Annotated in this window: 13 protein-coding genes; 6 read left to right on the forward strand and 7 right to left on the reverse strand. The window is 41.2% G+C overall.

All coding sequences use genetic code 11. From position 1 onward, the window contains the following. Positions 1-20: 20 nt before the first annotated feature. The 5 genes from V7K32_RS22320 to V7K32_RS22340 all read right to left on the reverse strand — a co-directional run bounded on the left by V7K32_RS22320 (position 21) and on the right by V7K32_RS22340 (position 6,211). A complete protein-coding gene (locus V7K32_RS22320; protein WP_334996018.1) occupies positions 21-890 on the reverse strand; it encodes an SDR family oxidoreductase in 870 nt (289 codons plus the stop codon). Between the two features lie 79 nt (positions 891-969). Continuing rightward, a complete protein-coding gene (locus V7K32_RS22325; protein ID WP_334996020.1) occupies positions 970-1,713 on the reverse strand; it encodes a tetratricopeptide repeat protein in 744 nt (247 codons plus the stop codon). Positions 1,714-2,111: 398 nt separating this feature from the next. Then, complete coding sequence (crtO, locus tag V7K32_RS22330; protein WP_334996022.1) at positions 2,112-3,806, reverse strand: beta-carotene ketolase CrtO; 1,695 nt, start codon at positions 3,804-3,806, stop codon at positions 2,112-2,114. 186 nt (positions 3,807-3,992) lie between these two features. Next, positions 3,993-4,733: an LmeA family phospholipid-binding protein gene (locus V7K32_RS22335; protein ID WP_334996023.1), complete on the reverse strand. Its 741-nt coding sequence runs from the start codon at positions 4,731-4,733 to the stop codon at positions 3,993-3,995. 101 nt (positions 4,734-4,834) lie between these two features. Continuing rightward, complete coding sequence (locus V7K32_RS22340; protein WP_334996025.1) at positions 4,835-6,211, reverse strand: cytochrome P450; 1,377 nt, start codon at positions 6,209-6,211, stop codon at positions 4,835-4,837. 878 nt (positions 6,212-7,089) lie between these two features. Here V7K32_RS22340 and V7K32_RS22345 point away from each other — a divergent pair. From V7K32_RS22345 to V7K32_RS22370, 6 genes are all read left to right on the forward strand, one after another. After that, the gene (locus tag V7K32_RS22345; RefSeq protein ID WP_334996027.1) at positions 7,090-9,303 is read left to right on the forward strand and encodes a phosphoketolase; all 2,214 of its coding nucleotides are present in this window, start codon (positions 7,090-7,092) and stop codon (positions 9,301-9,303) included. Positions 9,304-9,495: 192 nt separating this feature from the next. Next, positions 9,496-10,524 carry a GTPase gene (locus tag V7K32_RS22350; RefSeq protein WP_334996029.1) on the forward strand — a complete coding sequence of 343 codons (1,029 nt, stop codon included), beginning with the start codon at positions 9,496-9,498 and terminating at the stop codon, positions 10,522-10,524. Positions 10,525-10,926: 402 nt separating this feature from the next. Further along, positions 10,927-11,946, forward strand: a complete 1,020-nt coding sequence (locus V7K32_RS22355) for a tRNA-dihydrouridine synthase family protein (protein WP_334996031.1) — start codon at positions 10,927-10,929, stop codon at positions 11,944-11,946. A gap of 175 nt (positions 11,947-12,121) precedes the next feature. Then, on the forward strand, positions 12,122-12,352 hold the full coding sequence (locus V7K32_RS22360) for a hypothetical protein (protein ID WP_334996033.1): 231 nt from the start codon (positions 12,122-12,124) through the stop codon (positions 12,350-12,352). A 482-nt stretch (positions 12,353-12,834) separates the two neighbouring features. Further along, entirely contained in the window at positions 12,835-13,422 is a 588-nt protein-coding gene (locus V7K32_RS22365; protein WP_334996035.1) for a LemA family protein, read from the forward strand. A 6-nt stretch (positions 13,423-13,428) separates the two neighbouring features. Continuing rightward, positions 13,429-15,360: a M48 family metallopeptidase gene (locus V7K32_RS22370; protein WP_334996037.1), complete on the forward strand. Its 1,932-nt coding sequence runs from the start codon at positions 13,429-13,431 to the stop codon at positions 15,358-15,360. Between the two features lie 271 nt (positions 15,361-15,631). On the opposite strand, the gene V7K32_RS22375 is transcribed toward V7K32_RS22370, so the two are convergent. Continuing rightward, positions 15,632-18,760, reverse strand: a complete 3,129-nt coding sequence (locus tag V7K32_RS22375; RefSeq protein WP_334996039.1) for an efflux RND transporter permease subunit — start codon at positions 18,758-18,760, stop codon at positions 15,632-15,634. 85 nt (positions 18,761-18,845) lie between these two features. Beyond that, a complete protein-coding gene (locus V7K32_RS22380; protein WP_334996041.1) occupies positions 18,846-20,261 on the reverse strand; it encodes an efflux RND transporter periplasmic adaptor subunit in 1,416 nt (471 codons plus the stop codon). Positions 20,262-20,783 lie beyond the last annotated feature (522 nt).

Consider the following 20,783-nt stretch of genomic DNA (forward strand, 5'->3'; position numbering starts at 1 on the left):
GGCTAGTATGAATTAAGACTTTACAAACAAACATCCTCTAATTCTTCCTTTACAGATAACGGCTGATACCCCAATGCAAAAGCTTTGGAACTATCCAAAGAAACATCTGCTGGTCTAGGTGCTGCCATTTTCACATCTTGCTGTCGGCAGGACTTAAGACCACTGGCGGGAAGTTTAAATACCTCAACTAATATCTGCCCAAAATCATAACGCGAAATCCGCTCTTTTCCACCTAAGTGAATGATGCCGTTAACTTTTTCTAATGCTAATAAAAGTCCTTTAGCCGCGGTTATTCCACTTACTGGGGTGCGAAATTCATCTATAAATAAACTTAGTTCTTTTTCTGCTTGTAAAGTTTGAATAAATGGCTGAATAAAGCTTTTCGCTGTGGGTGTTTCTGCACCAAACATTAACGGCATCCGACACACTGCTGTCATAGGATATCTTTCTAGCATACCTGCTTCTGCCATGACTTTCTGCTCACCGTAAAGATTGACAGGACACACGGCGTCTGTTTCTCGATAGGGAGCATTTAAACCATCAAAAACTAAGTCGGTTGAGGTAAAAGCACAAGGAATAGAATTATCCGCGCAAAGTCCAGCAATATCGCAGGATGCTGTGACGTTAATTGTGTGCGATTCTTCAGGGTGAGTTTGACAAAAATTTGGTTGCGAATGTGCCGCAGTATGAATAACTGCTGTTGGTTTTATATCACTAAAGATACGTTTCAATTCCTGAAAATTTGTTAAGTTTGCTTTTAACGTTTTGATTTCAGGAATCTCTAAAGGATGGCATAAATAAGTGCCATAAATCTCCCATTCTTGTTTTGCAAGCTGGCAAAGATGCCATCCTAAAAAACCACTTGCTCCGGTGATTAACAATTTTTTCATGTCTAATTGTAAACCGCTCAAGAAAAAAATCTTTGTTATAACAAGCTTTTATTCTACACTCAGTAATGGTTACAAAATACTATTGTAGTAATTCTTGAAACTGTTTTGCACTACGTACTTTGCTAAAGTCTGGGTCAGTTTTTGCTAATTTCTTGTATTTATCAGGAACAAGTTCGATTGCTTTATCTAAATTCTCAATTGCTAATTCGAGATTGCTTTGTAAGGCATAAGAGCAAGCTTTGTTGTAATATGCTTGGTGCAAATCCGGCTTGATGCCGATCGCTCTATTATAAGACGCGATCGCATCTTGGTAGCGGTGTAGTTTTGTTAGAGCAATGCCTCGGTTAATTAAGGCTTGATATTTGTCGGGTTGGATAGCGATCGCTTTGTCGTAAGATCCGATCGCGTCTTGGTAGCGTTGCAACGATGTTAAGGCTATACCACGATTATACCAGGCTTCATATTTGTCGGGTTGGATAGCGATCGCTTTGTCGTAAGATGCGATCGCATCTTGGTAACGTTGCAACGATGTTAAGGCTATCCCACGGTTAATCCAAGCTTCAGGACTCTCAATTTTGATGGCGATCGCTTTGTTGTATGCTTTTATTGCATCGTCGTAATGTTGTCTATCTAATAAATTATTACCCTGATGAAAGAAATATTCTGTTTTCTGGGTAGCCTTCGCTTTTATGAAAAGCTGGGTTACATTACTTTCTTGCACAATTTTTGTAGTATTTTCTGTTGATGAGTTTGCCCCACCACTACAGCCAAATGCGAAGAAAGCTATCAAGCCAGATGTAACCAAGCAGCGCCGAAAAACCATGCTGTACCTACAAAAATTATAAAATGATCTTAAAATTTGTTTGTTTTCTCAGTATTATCAAAATACACTAGTTTTCAGCCATTAATTTACTTAATTTTTTCAGAAAGAGCTTTTTTGACAACCCACAGATGCTTATTAGAATCAAGCGTATATTACATTATCATGTTAAATACACACAAAGCAATTATTTAGGATCAATTTGAGCTAAAAAACGATAATTTTATGTTGTTATAGCAATCCGTGCAGGAGTTATGAACAAAAAGATCCCCGACTTCTTCAACAAGTCGGGGATCTAAGCTTCTTGGTGGAAAGCAAATCAAGTAGAATTGCTACATAACTGATGTCAAAACGCAAATAAGCAAAGCCTGACTTCGTAGCTTTGCCTCTTTACATAAAACCTAATTAATGCCAAAGACTGACTCGACAGTTGACTTAATTGAATCCCGCGCATCCTTCAAAGTTTGGCTAATGGGATGCTTTGCTTGCAAAAACACACGCGCACAATTGCGTCCCGGCATTCCCGAAATCGAACCACCTGGATGAGTTCCTGCACCAGTTAAAAATAGATTCTCAATTGGCGTTTTGTAGTTGGCTATTTCTGGTAAAGGACGGAAAAATACCATCTGATCTAAAGTCATGTCAACATGGTAATAATTCCCTTTATATGCACCTAATCTTTCTCCTAGTTCTGCTGGACTTTCTACACGACGGGCGATAGTTGCATTCTTTACATTTGGTGCATAGTCTGCCAATTTATCAATCACTCTATCTGCAACTTTGTTTTTTAATTCATCTGTCCAACCAGTACCTTTTAAACCAGTGCCTTCTGCACCAGCAATTTGATAAGGGGCAAAAAACTCAATCCATACAGTGTGCTTACCTGGTGGCGCTAATGTGGGGTCTAAATAACTAGGCATCACCACATACATTGATGGGTCAGCATCAGGAATTTCCCCCAAGGTACATTTACTATGAGCTTGTTCTACATGAGCCACAGAATCAGCAATTAAGATAGAACCAACGAGATATTCGTCTTTATGGGCGTGGTATGGAAAGCGCAGTGGTTCGTCTAAAGCTAAGTCTATCTTGAGGATAGTTTCGTTATTGTTAACGATGCGGCGTTCTAATCTTTCCCATAAGTTAGGATCGGCTCCATCGATATCGCTTTTATCAGTCATTTGCAAAAATAACCGCTTGGCATCAATATTAGAAATAACGCCGTATTTAGCGCGATATTCGGTGTTTCCAGCTACTCGTACACCAACAGCTTTTCCATCATCAATTAAAACTTTTTCAACATGCTGATCTGTCAGAATAACGCCACCTTTACTTGTGACTAAATTCACCAAAGCCTTCACAAGTGCGCCAGTTCCACCGCGTGGTCTGGCCATTCCCGGATTGTGACGCATCGCCATCATAATTGCACCAATGGCAAGCGTTTTTTGCGATGGCGGCGCACCAAGTTCTGCTGCTAATCTTGATAGTGGCGCTTTTAGAAATTCCTCATCAAACCACTCGTTAAGTAAATCCTCAGCGCTGGTTAACATCGTGCGAATAAAGTCCAGCGTTTTGTTTGGGGAACCAATCATCGAAAATAAATCTTTTAATTTTTTGATATCGTAGTTGCCAACGATATCTATAATTGACTTTGGCGGTGCATTAAACATAGGAACCATTGCACCGATCGCTCGTTGCCAATAATCGACAAATTCTGCGTATTTCTTAGCATCACGTTCACTATAACGAGCGATTTCTGCACAAGTTTTTTCTAGCGATTTATGTGCTAAGAAATACTTTCCATCAGGATGAGGACAGAAAACAACTGGATCGCATTCCAAATAATGCAAACCGTATTTTTCTAGTTCTAATTCTTCAACTACTGGCCCCAAGTGAATAAATTCATGGTCAATAGCACACAAGTTAAATTTAAATCCAGGAGCCTCTTGTGGTAAACATTCTTCAGTTGTTGCTGCACCACCTGGAACAGAACGCTTTTCTAGTAACAGGACGCTATAACCAGCTTTCAGCAAATAAGCTGCACAAACTAAACCATTGTGTCCAGCACCGATTAGCACAACATCATACTCTTGCATAGTTGGAATTTAGAAATAAGTAGGTTTCTAAATAGTAGAAACATTTTACTACTTTTACATCATCCTTCAGTAACAAAAGTTCTGCTAAATTCAAGGATTCAACACCCCAATATCTACATGTAGCATCAGTTTTAGGTGAGGTTTAAATCTCCCTCTGAAATGTCTTTAATTTTTAATTTTTAATTGTTAATATGATGGTATTTGCTTGATTTTAGTTTCTACGAGAAGCACTAAACTACCAGTTTCTACTTTTATATCTTTAATATGAAACACCATATCTTCCCATTTAAAATACGGTATATTCATCAATTCTTTGGCTTTGTGCATTAAAGCTGTAACTACTTCTAGAGAAATTCCCCCTCCCTCAGTGCAGTTAAAACTCTCCAGCATCGCGGGTTGTGAATGAGTGCGTGGACGTGCGATCGCAGTGTAAGCCAAAAGCCGAGTATTTCCCTTTTCCTTTAACAGTACTCTTCCGTTACATTCTATTTTGCCATCGCCAGGTAAAAATATTTCAATTTTTTGTGCCTCAAAACTCACAATTGTGCCATCTACATCCAAATCAAAGCTTTGCATCTGGCTGCTAACAAAGTCTGATGCCAAAGCGCGGTTCATATCTACTTCTGTGAGTATAATCCGAGCAGTGGCATTTACTGGCTCATTGAGTTCTATTTGACCAAAAATAGCGCTGAAGGGATTGATGTTAATACTATCTGTTTGCAGTTTGATTTCCTGTACACGAATATCTTCTTGGATTACTAATCCAAGTCCAGCAACCGAAACTCCATCGGCTTGTCCCTGAACTATTTTCAACAGATCGGTTTGTACATCTATTTCTATTTTCTCTGCACCATCTAGCTTTTCAGATATTATTTTTTCAGCTTCCTGGGATATAAATTGTTCTTCCAACCGATGCTCATCAGGCATGAATTAATCATCTTCTAAATGTCCTCTTACTATTTACTGTAAAGGCTAGATACTAAGAATGAATCTACATTCCGGTATATGCAAATTGGAGGATTGAGTAATCAAGTAGAAATTCTTGTTCGTCTTTTAAGTTTTGTTATTTTGGTAACAACCATTTTTACACCGCCGCTAGGGACAATTGTAATACCACGACGGACTGGATGCACTGGACGTTTATCAGTAAGGCTTAGTTCAAAATGGGATAATATTATGGCTGTTACTAATTTTAGTTCATACATGGAAAATGCCGCACCGATGCAACCGCGATAACCCCCACCAAAGGGTAAATATTCATAAGGCGAAAACTTTTGGTTGAGGAATCTTTCTGGACGAAACTGTTCTGGTTCTGGGTAAGTCTCGCTTCGGCGATGTGCTAAATAAATACAGGGAACTAAAACTGTTTCTGAGGTAAATTTTTGTCCGATAATTTCTACAGTATCTTTTACCATTCGTGGTGTGCAAATTAAAGCAATAGGATGAATTCGCAGTGTTTCTTGACAGACGGCGGTGAGATAAGGTAATTGTGTAATTGCTTCAGGGTTTGTCAGATCATCCAAGGTGTTTAGTTCTTGCATTAGCCGATGTTTCACTTCCAGATGAGAGTGAATTAAATAAAATACCCAGGCTAATACGCCAGATGTAGTTTCGTAACCCAACAGCAATAATGAAACTAGTTGATCGCGTAATTCCTCATCTGTCATTTGTTTTCCATTTACGTCACCCGCTGACATCAGCATACTGAGAATATCTGTACGCGCAGCATCATTTTGCCAACGTCTTTCAGAAATTTCTGCATAGATGAGTTTGTCAATTTCCTCTCGTCTTTTTAAGAAAATTCCCCAAGGACTCCATGCACCTAAATCTTGTTGCAGCAAAGGAAAGAAAAATAGGCTAGAATACCAAGGTTTAGTTACGTCTTCTAATAAAGAACTCAATTTTTCTTTTAATTGTTGGTAACGCCCACCATGAGTAATACCAAATACTACTTTTAAGATAATTTCTAAAGTGATATTTGACATTAACTTGTGTATACAAATATCTGTACCTGATGTCCAATTTTGTGTAGCTTCTTCAGTTATTTGACAAATTGCCTGTCCATAATATTTTAAATTATCGCCATGAAATGCTGGGAGTAATAATTGGCGTTGTTGTTGGTGCGATCGCGCTTCTTGAAATACAATAGAATTCTCTCCAAACAAAGGTTTAAATACATGGGTTGCTTTCTTAAAATCTAATTTGTGTGGAGGGATGGCAAAACAATCACTAATTGCTTGGGGATGGCTAAAAAATACTATCGGTGGCGACTTTAAACCCATTACCCGCATTGTAAGAATGTCACCATACTTAGCAGCATAATTTTCTAATGTTTTTGTAGGTTGAGCAATTAATTGCAGAGTTTGTAGCAACGCTGGTGTGCGTAAATTATCAAGTTTTTTCATTGTTGATTCAATACCGTTACGATTTAGGAAAGTGCAAGGAATTTAATAAGTTTTGGTTAATAATTGCTCCTCTGTAACCCTGTTTAAACGGGAGCATCCCGTCAGGTGCAAAAACCTTGATAGCCCTCATCCCCTAACCCCTTCTCCCATATTACGGGAGACGAGGAACTAGAATTACGTCTCCCCTCTCCCATTTTTGGGAGACGAGGAACTAGAATTATGTCTCCCCTCTCCCAAAAATGGGAGAGGGGCTGGGGGTGAGGGAAAAGATTTAAGCACTCATTGGGATGCTCCCGTTTAAACAGCAAGGAATTAGAACAATAATTTTTAAATTTTTTAAGTAATTTATAGAGCCAATTACTAAGTTAATCGGATTGGCAAATCATTAATATTAATTTTTACAAGGATAATAATATTTTTTTTGAATCTTTAGAAGTATTTACAAAAAAAAGTTACTAAAAATATTTTGGGTGGACATCCAATTAAATTACGTCTTTTGGTAATACCCAAATATCCTATATTGGTGTATATAAGCAGTCTAAAAACTTATTTTTAGGAGAGTCGGAATATATTAAAATACCCCCATAAAGCTTAATACTGCCTAGGTTTTGCCTAAAAGCGGGGTTTGTTGGGTAACACGAATGTTCTAACCCAACCGACAAATATTCTTAAAACTTACCGTATTGCGTTAGCATCGCTACTGGGTAAATTTGCAAGGTTTCGGAACAAACACTGAAACTGATAAATTTTTGTTGATTGAAGTTACTTATACTGAGGTTGCGAAAAAGCAATAAACTGTTACAACCTCAAAGATGTAAAATTTTTGTTAAATTCAACGAGCATCTACAGTTTCACCTAATCGTCAAAAGGTACTCAGCATGACTGCAATTTCTCCAAAGGCATCTTCAGCGCTTCCCGATTTTTCTGAAGGAATTCAATATTTTGGTGAAGCTTTGCCAGATTTTGAAACTTATGGTGCAAAACCTGCTATAGAGTCGGGCAAAATAGCGATCGCATCTCCCACAGACAAAGCAGCTGTATATCAAACTTTACTTGCTGCTGATGCCCTCCGCTACCTAACTTTGCAAGTTACTGCTAGTAAAGCTTCTGGGCATCCCGGCGGATTCGCCAGCCAAGCAGAAGCTTATGCATCTCTTGTCATGCTGGGATACAAGAACATTATTACCGAAGTCGGACACCACGCCCCCGGATTTTATAGTGCCATGTTCTTGGATCGATCGCTAGAGGACATGGGAATTTTTACAGTTCAACAATTGCGCGATCGCTTCCGAGAAAAGCACGGACTTTTAGGACACCTTTCTGGTTTTATTCCTGGTATTCTCGCACCTGCGGGGCCTTTGGGACAAGGGCAACACTTTGCAATGGCGGCTGCACTGTTACACAAAGATAAGTTGTTCCCCTTTACAGTTGGGGATGGTGGATTGGGTGAGCCTTATATTGTAAGTGCGATCGGGCATTTCCATACAGCTTATCCGGCTGTCACCAACTTTTTACCGATATTGGTGTGGAATGGTTACAGCCAAGAACATCACAGCATGGTTTCTTTAAAAACCAACGAACAGATGCAAGCATATTGGCAAGGTAACGGTTTTGATGAAGTGGTGTTAGTGGATGCCAAAGATTTCGATGATCAAAACCAGCCAGGGGATTATGTTGATAGTACTGCCTTTTCCTTTGAGAAACGCCTAGCATTTACTCAAGCAGTCCTTTCGGGTGTGGATAAAGCAGCGCGTTTTGCACTGGGTGGTAAACTTACCGTCTTCATTATTAAACAACTCAAAGGTGCAGGAGTCCACGCGCGGGGGGCAAAATCTCACAACCTGTATCCTAAAGATACGCTGGATGCGCCGCATATTATTAGTGCATTGCAAACCCGTGCTTTGTCTGCGGAAGCTTGGCAATTAGTCAGAACAAATGCCGAACGCGCCGGTGGTGGCCCAGCAGCAAAAACTGTGGTAACAGAATTTGAATTTCCATTACCAGATTTAGGCGAATTACCTTTAGAAGAATATGCAGTTGGAAGTGAAGCAAAAGTTTCTACAACCGCAATGGGACGATTAGTAGGAATAGTTGGAAATAAAGATCGGCATTTTCTTGTCACCAACGCCGATGGTAATGAAGCATCAGGAATTGCCAACATCAACCAAGCATTAAAGATTATCCACCCTACAACCGACGACTTATATAATCAAGCACCAAATGGACAAGTTTATGAACCATTGAGTGAAGATGCTTGTGCCGGTTTAGCTGTCGGTTTAGCGTTAATGGGTGCGAGAACATTGTGGTGTTCTTACGAATCTTTTGCCATCAACGGATTACCAATTTGGCAAACTGTGACTCAATCAATGGCAGAATTGCGCCGTCAAACTCCCTCAACTATTACTTTATTCACAGCCGGCGCATTAGAGCAAGGGCGCAACGGTTGGACTCACCAACGTCCTGAGATTGAAGCTTATTTTGCTGCGTTGATGAGAAATGGAAATGTTTTCCCATTATTTCCGCCTGATGCTAATAGTATTCAAGCTTGTTATGATTGGGCGTTGAAAACTAAGAATAAGGGAATTGTGATTACAGCAAGTAAAACGCCGTTACCAATTCGCACAACTTTAGAACAAACTCGTCAAGGGTTGCGCGATGGTGCAGTGCTATTACATGAAGTTGCTGGTGATAGACAAGTTGTATTTGCTGTGATTGGCGATTTAACATTAATGCCAGTATTTGAAGCTGCTGCTTTCTTAGAAACTGAAGGTATTGGTGCCAAGATTATTTCTGTCATCAATCCTCGGCAATTGTACCGTAGCCATGATACCGCATGGGATACTTGTTCTGAGCCTGAAGGCGGTTTCTTAGATGATGCCAAATTTGCCGAATTATTTGATGGCGATGCCTTAATTGCTGTTACAGGTGGTGCTGCGGGGATGTTAGAACCGATTCTGTTACGGAGTACAGCCAAGCGCGACACCTTTGCTTGGAAACGTGGCGAAACTACAGCCAGTGCTGGTGAGTTGATGGCGTTTAATGGATTGACTGCTGAAGCGTTAACGAAACGTGCGATCGCGTTAGTGCATTAAGATTAGTATTTAATAATTAGGAAAATCTCAATTTTTAACCGCAGGTGTACGCAGATAGATGCCGATAGATTGGCATTTTAATGCGTGTATATGCGGTTCTTATTATTCATGGTGTTTTGTTAACTTTTAATTAGATAGATTGTTTGAATTTTTCTTATTGTCTATTGAGTCTAAATAAAATATAAAAACACCATGAACATCACAAAAGATAATAATTTAATAAATAATCTAAAAAACTTGTTTTCCTCGATAGATTATAAAACTTATCCATCATTCATAGATGATTTATTTTCCCTAATTAAATCCCTACAAAAATCTCGTAATCAATCATTTGTTTTTCTCTTGGTTGGTCGTACAGGAGTCGGTAAGTCAAGCACTATAAATTCACTAATGGGTGAACCAATTTGTACTACAGGTGATTACGATCCAACCACAATGGAAGTTCAGTCTTACGAGCATGAAATTAACGGTATTAAATTCACTATAGTTGATACTCCGGGTCTTTGTGACGATATTCCAGAAAAGGGTAATGACCAAAAGTATATAGAACTTATACGAAACAAAGTAAAACAAATTGATTCACTATGCTTTGTAACTCGTCTTGATGAGACGAGAGTTAGTCCTGATGAAAGGCGAGGTATAGAAGTTATTTCAGAGGCATTTACGCCGGAGATATGGAAACATTCTGTTATTATTTTCACAAGCGCAAATAGAGCAAATGATTATCTAATAGATTTACAAGAGAGAACAAAACGCATTCAATATGCAATTGCAAAGTATACGGGTGATGAAGTAGCCAGTACTATTCCATCAATTGCAGTAGATAATAAGAATCAAACTACCCCAGATGGGAAGAGATGGTTGGAAGAACTTTATACACAAATATTTAAAAGAATGTCTGATAGAGGTGCTTTACCATTTTTTTTAGCAACAGTTACAAGAATAAAGAAAACAGGCAAAAAAAGAAAAAAACAGACTCAAAAAAATCCTTCAGAAAATTACGAACCAAATGATGCTAATGATAATGAGTCAGATATTAATTTTAATAGCCAACAAAGGGAAGATATTAAAACTAAATTATTTAGTGTTGTTCCCATTTTGGAAAAAATATGTGGCTCCCTTGGTTCCATCTTTGGTGGTTCAATAGGTAAAACCATAGGTGAAACAATAGGTGGTGTAATAGGTCATGGACTTGACTTTATTTTTTCACTCTTTTCATAATTTTAATAATACATAACATAAGAATAAAATCAACCATTACGCTTTAAAATCTGCCTTCACAGGTTTAGGTTTTATTTGTATAGCAGCGACTTCAGTCGTCCGGCATAAGTGTTGAATAAGACCCTCGACTTCTCAAAAAAATCGGGGATTTTTAATCTAGCCTATTTTTTTCGTCAATATCCTTATCCAGCAAGGATTTCAGAAATACCGTGCGATCGCCCTGATGATCTCACCCTGCCATCACCTCGGAGTTTATAATAAGATAATACGAAAATTTTTACTCAATTGAGGAGTTAAAGTTATTTATAATGGTGCAAATCATCCAAGCAACCTGTTTGCAAAGAAGCACTAAATATGGCTTTTTTTTGATAGAGTGATGCTTTGTCGATCGCTAAAATCTCTATGCCCCAGGTATCGCTCCCCCAATCGCGGCATCCAAACCTACCCCTCACGGCTCTTGCGCCCATGCAGGATGTGACAAACCTCTGGTTTATGAAGGTCATTGCCCACTACGGCAGCCCTGACTACTTCTTCACCGAGTATTTTCGCGTGAACGATACCTCACGGCTCAATCGTAACATTCTGGCAGCAATCACCGAAAACGACACGGGTCGCCCCGTTTTTGCTCAAATGATTGGCGAAAGCATTCCACACTTAGTAAGAACAGCAAAGGAACTCTGCAATTATAATATCGCTGGAGTTGACTTGAACATGGGCTGTCCAGCACCTAGAATCTATCGCAAAAATGTTGGGGGTGGATTGCTGCTATATCCAGAAAAAGTGGATCGGATTTTGGGAGAACTGCGTTCTGCTGTCAACGATCGCCCTTTAACCGTGAAGATGCGCGTAGGCTTTGAAAATACAGATAACTTTTACGAAATTTTAGATATAATCAATCGCCACAGCATTGATTTGTTGAGTTTGCATGGTCGCACGGTGAAAGATATGTACCACGGGGTAGTGAAATATGATTTGATCGCCTCTGCGGTGAAACGGGTTGATTGTCCAGTGCTTGCCAATGGCAATATCCACTGTGCGACAACTGCTCTTAAAGTGCTTTCTGAAACGGGCGCGGCGGGTGTGATGGTGGGACGCTGGGCGATCGGGAATCCTTGGCTTTTTAATCAAATTCGGCAAGCTTTGCGCTTTGAGCCGATCGCGCCCGTTCCTTTAATAGAGGTACGCAACTATATTGATCGTTTATGGCAAACCCCTTATTCAGCAACTATGCCAGTGCGATCGCGCGTAGGCTACCTGAAAATGTTCCTCAACTACATTGCCCCGAATGTTGACGCTGAAGGTCATTTCCTGCGGCTGATGCGACAGATGCAGACTGAGGTAGAAATCTTAAACCTCTGCGATCGCTTTCTCCTTGGCGATCTGACGAAAACTTTAGCCCTAGCACCCTACTCAGGCGTGTAACCTGCTTGCTATTTCGCTAATTCTCTGCTAAAAATTCTTGAACAGTCAGAATTTCAATGCCTCTCCAGGGCTTTAGCACTAGTAAATCATCTCCGATCAAGCAAAAAGGCAAATATATCTGGATTGCAGATGATAACCAAAATCTTGAAACTGAAATTATTGGTATCTAAATAGCATGACAGACAGAACAGATTTATCAAAAATAATTGTTAACAAAGCCGATGAAAAATTGCAGTCACAAGAAGATATAGAACTTGAGCGAAAACTGCTAGAACTCAAGTTTAAACAAGAACTAAGAAAAGATTGGATTTTATTTATTGTCAGGGATGTAGTCATTTTTCCTGCGGCTATCCTTTTTATTTTTGCTGTCAGTGGTTATTCTCTATTTCTTCATATTCATGGGTGATTTATCTGGCTAAGTAAGTGGGTCAAATTAAATATAAAACCTCACCCTGCCTCCGGCTGACCCCGACAATATTAAGGAAAGGGATTGAGGGTGAGGTTTGATCTTATATTTAATTACGCCTACCTACTTACAATTTTTAATCAACCACAGAGACGCAGAGTACACAGAGAAAAAAGAGATGATATTCATAAACAATAGACATCTCCCGAAATTAAATATGCGTTACCCAGAACCCTTGTAGAGACGTAGCAGTGCTACGTCTCTACATTGTTTTTCGGAGATGTCTAATTTGGAATTGTTGGAAATTATTTCTCTCTGCGTTATCTGCGCCTCTGGGGTTATTTAAAAAATCCTACACCAGTAAAATTGCGTAACTAATTTTACAGACGACGAAACCAACTTGCTACAAGTAAACTCATCTTTATATCCACACAAATTTTGCTGGATATAAAGTAAGTCTCTGATGGAAATCATCTAACAATATGGGGATTTTAATATTTTTTGTTGCTTTAGTTGCCATTATTGCTGTAATTATCATTAATAGCTATAACGATTTAGTCAAGTATCGCAATCGTTACAAAAATGCTTACTCTCAAATCGATGTTCAATTACAGCGCCGTTATGATTTAATTCCTAACTTGGTGGAAACTGCCAAAGGGTACATGAAACATGAGCGAGAAACTCTAGAAGCAGTTATTGCGGCTCGGAATTCTGCAATTAATGCTAGCAGTGGGGCGGCACAAAATCCCGGAGATCCGCAAGCAATGCAACAGTTGGGCAATGCTGAAGGAGCGCTGACGGGTGCATTAAGTCGGTTGATGGTACTTTCAGAATCTTATCCAGAATTGAAAGCCGATCGCACCATGACTCAGGTTATGGAAGAATTATCTTCCACTGAAAACCGGATTGCTTTTGCCCGTCAGGCTTTTAATGACGGGGTGACACTTTACAACACCAAGAGCGAATCTTTCCCCAGCAACCTTGTAGCCAATAGTTTTAACTTTACTGTTGCAGAATTGCTCCCCGAAGCTACTCCAGAAATTAGAAATGTCCCACGCGTGTCTTTTTAAGTGTCTATGAATTTCTTTGAACATCAGGATCGCGCACGCCAAAATACGCAACAATTAATCGGCTTATTTTCCCTGTCGATCGCAGTTATGATTATGGCGATTTATATTGCCACTTTATTTCTGTTTCGCATGGCTCCCCGTGTTTGGTGGCATCCAGGGATATTTATTTACGTGGCTGGGATTACAATAATTGCGATCGCAGTTGGAAGCTTATATAAAATTGCCTATCTCCGTGAAGGCGGAAGCGTAATTGCCGAGGAGTTGGGGGGAAGACTCCTGATAGCAGATATGGCGGATGAACAAGGGCGACAACTATTAAATATTGTCGAGGAAATGGCGATCGCTTCTGGTATTTGCGTCCCAGAAGTTTATCTTCTGGAAAGAGAAACCAGCATTAATGCCTTTGCTGCTGGATTTTCGCCCAATGATGCTGTAATTGGAGTTACCCGTGGAACTCTGGAACATCTGAATCGGGATGAACTACAAGGAGTCATCGGCCACGAATTCAGTCATATTCTCAATGGAGATATGCGGCTAAATTTGCGTTTGGTGGGATTGTTGCACGGGATTTTGTTCATTTATTTAACTGGGGAATTGCTCTGGCGCATTCGTGGTAGCTTCCGTTTAGGAAAGGAAGACAAGGGTTTACCTATCTGGGCTTTTGGTTTAGCACTGATGGCAATTGGCAGTATCGGATTACTCTGCGGACGCTTAATTAAAGCCGCAGTTTCTCGCCAACGGGAATTTCTCGCCGATGCTTCGGCTGTACAGTTCACTCGTAACCCCAATGGACTTACCGGAGTCTTCCAAAAACTCCAAAAGATGGATTCACGCTTGATTGCGCCTGGAGCAGAAGCCGCTAGCCACATGTTTTTTGGTAACGCCCTCAACCCCTCTTTCTGGGAAAATATGTTTTCTACCCACCCACCCTTAGCAGAACGTATCCGCCGCGTTGGGGGTTTAAACGTCAGCAATTTACCAGCAATGCCATCTCGCAATCAAGGGCGTTCCCCCTCCCAGGAATCTCTAACAATGGGCTTTGCTGGTGGTTCTGGCCTCACTCCAGAACAGATTGTAAACCAAGTGGGAAGCGTCACACCAGAGCATTTTGCCCATGCTCAAGCGCTATTATCGCAGTTACCGGAATCGCTGCGTTTGGGTGCGCGGGAGCAAGAAAGTGCAATGGCAATCGCATTTGCCCTAGCCTTAGATACTGAAAATATCGAGATCCAACAACGTCAAATTGCTTGGTTACGCGACGTGCAGCCTGCTGAGTTAGTAGATAAAACTCTGGAATTGAGCAGCGAAATTAGCCAGTTAGATCCTAAAATTCGCTTGCCACTTGTGGATTTGGCAGTACCCGTATTGCGCCAAAATTCTGCCAAAGAATGCCAAAGGTTGTGCAAATGCGTCCACGGTTTAGTTGTAGCTACCGGAAGTTTATCACTGTGGCATTTTGTGTTGCAGTTAATCCTGTGGCATCGCCTCCAACCTATTATAAATCCCACCTCGGCGACAACGGTAGAATTCACATCCATAGAAGAGATTTGGCCAGATAGTCTATTAGTATTGTCCGTCATTGCCCGTGTCGGATACTCCCAATCAGATGCATCCATCGAAGACATCGCCTATGCTTTTCGTTCTGGAGTTTTTCGGCTTCCCAAAGCTGGAGAGCAAGAAAAACCAGAAATACCACTTACTTGTAATTTCACTCAGCTTAAGAAAAGTATCGATCGCCTCCGTCTTGCCAGTCCCAAACTGAAGCAAGCTATTGTTGATGCCTGCGCCCACACTGTACTTTTGGATAACAAAGTTACACAGCCAGAAGCAGATTTATTAAGAGCGATCGCCATGACGCTAGACTGTCCCATTCCCCCATTTTTAAACCCTCAGCGTAGCGTTTCCAAACAGAAACAATCTTCTGCACAGCGAAGTTAAGTAGATAGGCAAGATAAAACCAAACTATGTAACGAAAAGTAAAATCTCTATATTTGGCTCGTAGTTGCGCCCTCTTGCGCTTTAGCGCAACTACGAGCCAGTGATGATTATTTGCGCCCACTTACTTAGCAGTTTTAGTCTTAATAGCGAATGTTGGGTTTCGTCCCTCAACGCAACAAAGCCTTAAGCGCTGGCAATGTTTACAGCTTAAGCGGTTTCAATATGGTTCGGTTAAGGTGAGAGACGCGATAAATCGCCGTCTCTACAATAATTATTGGCGCGATGGTTTTTTACCAAAGCCATAGCGCAATCTATCCTTAATCCAAGTTTGGAAGTTGTCAATGTAGCTAAATATGACTGGCACTACCACCAGTGTCAACAGGGTAGAAGTTGTAAAACCGCCCATAATCGCAATTCCCATTGGTTGGCGAACTTCAGAACCGGCGCCAATTCCTAATGCTAAAGGTAAAGTCCCGGCGATCGTTGCCAAAGAAGTCATTAAAATCGGACGCAGACGTGACACACCCGATTCTACAAGTGCCTGACGCTGAGTTTTACCTTCCTGCATGTTGATGATTGTATAGTCAACTAACAGAATCGAGTTTTTGGTGACAATCCCTAACAGCAGGATGATACCAATCAGGGCATAAAGTCCCAAGGGTTTTTGAGCAAGCATCAACGCAACCAATGCGCCGCCTAAACAAAAGGGCAAGGCTGCCATAATCGACAATGGATGCAGAAAGTTGTTATATAACAGCACCAGAATTGCATAGATACACATTAATGCCAATCCTAATGCACCGCCAAAGCGCCCGAAAATATCTTGCATAATTTTGGCGCTACCTGAAGGTTGCTGTACTACCCCTGGGGGTAAGTTTTGCATCGCAGGTAGTTTGTTGATGGTTTCTACTGCCTGTCCCAAAGAAATGCCTTGCAAATTGGCTTCTACGGCAACTTGACGGGCGCGATCGTAGCGGTTAATTGTAGCAGGGCCACTCCCAAAGCGGATGTCTGCAACTGCGACGAGGGGAATCAATCTACCACTTTGACTGAGGACTTGCAGATTTGTGATTGTGTTGATGTCAGCCCGCGCTTTCGGATCGATTTGCACACGAATGGGGATTTGCCGATCGCTTAAATTAAATTTTGCCAAGTTGGCCTCATTGTCGCCGATGGTAGCAAGAGAAGCAGTCCGAGCGATCGCTTCCACTGTCACCCCCAAATCTGCCGCCCGTTGCGGGTTAGGAATTACCAATATCTCTGGTTTAACTAAACTCGCAGTAGAAGACACTTCCACTAATCCGGCTAGCGATCGCATCTGTTTTTCTAAGGCATCAGCACCTTGAGTCAACGCTTCGGGATTTTCACTTCTAAGGACAATTGATAAACCTTTGTTACTGTCACCTGGTGACTGACTTTGAAAACTAATTCTAGCTCCTGGTATTTGCTCAAAGGAAGGGCGTACTTGTTCTTCAAACTGTTTTTGGGAAATATTTCGTTCTTCTCTAGGTTTGAGATTAATCGCAAGGGTTGCAGAATTGATCTCTTCGGTTGCTAGTACACGTTCAACTACTGGGTTTTGTCGGATGATGTCAGTGGCTTGTGTGACTACCTTATTAACATCTTCTAATGTCGAACCTGGAGCTAATTCTATAGATACGTTAGAAATTCCAAAATCGCCATCATCAACAAAACCCTTGGGAATCAAGGGAAGCAGCGTCAGACTCGCAACAAAAAAAGCTAATGCGATCGCCATTGTTGTCAATCTATGGCGTAACGCCCACTCTAGGAGTGATCTATAAGGTTGAAAACGCCGCCGCTTTTCAGTGATGAATTTTTTACTTCCGTTGCCGCTACCTAAAAGGGTAAATTTGAAATTGAAGAATTTTATTACTTTCCCGGCTTTGCTCCCCTCTTCCTTATCCTTTAAGAGATACGCCCCCATCATCGGTGTAACCATCCGCGCTACCAGAGTTGAAAAAATTGTCGAAACGGCAACGGTAACACCAAATGGTTGGAAAAATTGCCCCGGAATTCCACCCATAAAGGCAACGGGCATAAACACCGCAATAATCGTCGCTGAACTTGCTATTACGGCTAATCCTACTTCATCAGAAGACTCGAAAGCAGCTTCCCAAGCTGACTTGCCCATAGCAATATGCCGTTCCATGTTTTCAATTTCTACGACGGCATCATCTACCAAGTTGCCCACCGCCAGCGCTAATGCCAACAAAGTCATGTTGTTGAGGGTGTAACCAAGGGCTTGCTGCACTGCGAAGGTAGGAATTATTGACAAGGGTAAGGCAACAGCCGTAATTAATGTTGCTCGCCAGTCCCGCAAAAATACTAAAATAACGAACACTGCCAGCAGCGAAGCTTGAATCAATTCATCAATGGTGGTTTGGTAGGATTGGCGAACAATATCCGCTCTAGTAAAAATTAAATCCAGCTTGACATCTGCGGGAAGGGTTTTTTCCAGTTCTTTAACTGCTGCTTTCACTCCTTGTTCCACTGTCACCAGAACACTGCCGGTACTACGCAATACTTGGAAAGCTACCACAGGTTGATTATTCAAGCGGGCGGCTTGACGCACATCGCCAAATTTATCTTCTACGGTTCCCAGGGTAGATAAGGGTACGGAACCACCTTGTGGTAAGAGGATTTCGTAGGTTTTCAACATATCTACACTGGCTGCACTCCCTAAAGTGCGGATACTTTGTTCGCTACCACCGACTTCGGCGCGTCCCCCAGGTAAGTTAATGTTCAAAGTGCGGATTTGGTCATTTACCTGGGTGGCGGTGATACCCAGAGATTGTAAGCGATTTGGATTAAGATTAATCCGAATTTCTCGGTCAACTCCACCCACACGCTGAATTTGGGCGACACCACGAACTCCCAATAAGGCGCGGCTAATAGTTTGATCGACAATATTGCTTAATTCTTCTACAGAACGTCGATCTGATTTAACTGCGTAAGTAATCACCGGCCCGCCGGAAAAGTCCAGACGTTCCACAATTGGATCGTTGATATCTTGGGGTAAATCTTGGCGAATTTGAGCGATCGCATTCCGAACATCATTGGTGGCGCGATCGCTATCTGTACCCAAAACAAAATTGATTGTCGTGTTAGAACTCCCATCGCTGACGGTGGAAATCATATAATCGATATTGCCCAACCCGGCGACGGCATCTTCAATTTTTTTCGTCACTTGGGATTCTAGTTCGGCCGGGCCTGCACCTGGTTGGCTGACTTTTATCGTAACTGTTGGCACATCAATATTTGGGTTAGTATCAATCCCCAAGGATATGAAGGAGAACCAACCCACAACCGTCAAAATTAAAAATAATACTATTGTAGGAACAGGTTTCTTAATCGACCAAGCTGAGATATTAAAAGACATGGGAAAATTTTAGATTTTGGATTTGTCGTTTGTCATTTGTCATTTGTCATTTGTCCCTCATCCCCCCATACCCCTCATCTCGTTTTTACTTTGCAACTCGAACCTTATCGCCATCTTTAAGATATCCTGCACCATCAACTACAACGCGATCGCCTAACTGTAAACCACTTTTGATTTCCACTTTATCTTCATTAGCGGGATCTCCTAACTCTACTTTCTGGCTGCGGACTATATCTCCACTCGATAAGGTAAATACAATTACACTTGAGTCTGCTTGAGATTGCACTGCTTTTTGTGGTACTACCATCCTCATCCCAGAGTTAGTAGTAATTGCAGCACTAGCAAACATCCCTGGTTTAAGTAAAGTTGTTGGTGGTAAATCAATTTTGACTGTAGCCTCTCGCCTTTGATCGTTTACCTGTGGCTGGATCTCTCTGACTCGTCCTTGCGATCGCACGCGCTGATCGACATCTGAAGTAATTTGCACAGATGCACCAATTTTCACTTGATTTAGTTGAATTTCGGGTACTTTCGCCTGAAGTTCCAGTTTTTCATCTCGGATAATCGAAAATAGCTTTTGTGTGCCACCAATCACGGTTCCCACTTGGGTTTGTGGCGGTACACCAGTCACATCACCGACTCTGGCCAGTTTCTCAGCAATTACTCCAGCAACCGGCGATCGCACCACAGTTTGTCCCAACTGAGTTTGTAGTTCTTGCACCTTAGCAGCACTGTTTTTGATATCGGCTTTGGCTTTGTTGATGATAGCTTGGGCGCTGCCGATATTAGCTTGGGCGCTACGCACATTTTCTTGGGATAGATTCACAACTTCTATGGCAGTTTTCACAGCGTAGGAACGAGTATCGAGTTCTTGCTTACTAATCGTCCCAGAATCAGCGAGTTGTTTATAGCGCTGATAATTCTTCGCTGCTTCTTCTAACTTCGCCTTAGCTTGAGCTAAATCTGCTTTTTTTTGCTGGACTATGGCTTTATTTGATGCCAAATCTGCCTGTCTAGCTGCTAAATCGGCTTGTTTTGATTCCACATCTGCTCTGGCTTGGCTAATTTGGCTTTGCAATATGGAACCATCCAACACCGCTAACACTTGGTCTTTTTTGACAAAAGCCCCTTCTTTTACATCTTCGGGGATGCTTTTGATTTGTAAGCCGTTTGTCTGCGGTAACACCGGAATTAAATCGCCTGCTGCTACAGTCCCAGTCGTTTTTAGAGTACGGACAACACGGCCATTTTCGACTCTGGCGATAGTAACTGTCATCGCTGGGTTAACTTTTTTATCCGCTACCGCGCTTTGTTGACGGGATGGAACACGACTTAATACACTCATACCACCAAAGGCGATCGCTATTCCTAAACCAGCCCCTAAGAATAATGGCTTCAACCAAGCAGGGCTTAGTTTTTTATCTGATTTGCTTAAAAAGCTAGCATCTTCAGATGTTACAGGTTTATTCACCTCGACTTCTGAAACACTTTCATCGCTCACAGTCCTACCTCCACTTTCGGTCTATGCATCTCAAGCTTGCTATTTTCTTAAGAAAACTTGAAGTTTATTTACTTCATATCAACTATGACGCATTTCATAGTAAATGTCTTTTAGATACCAACGTCACTAATAGAACAAGCTTGCTAAGAGTAATTACTCACCAAACAAGCTAAAAAAAATTATGTGAATTATCATACAAAAAATTAGCTTATCTCATCTACCTACTCAAGGTCACACACAATATGTATTTAGATCACCGCCAAGCAATGGTTAGATATGAAAAACTAGTGAAGCTAATCTAGATTGATCTAATTTCAAATCCAGCCTTTTATGTATAAACTTATAGCAAATAAATATTTTTGTCCGGCATAGATAATTCCTCGGAAGCCTTTGTGTCACTAGAAAACGATTCTCTATCATGCAATTTAGGCATAAGACAAGCTAGCGTCCACAGCTACACATGAGTTACAAAGGAGCAAAATCTATTGTCCTAAATTCATCTGAGTTCGACCAACCTCTCCT

The organism is Nostoc sp. (genome assembly GCF_036917635.1).
GTDB lineage: Bacteria > Cyanobacteriota > Cyanobacteriia > Cyanobacteriales > Nostocaceae > Nostoc.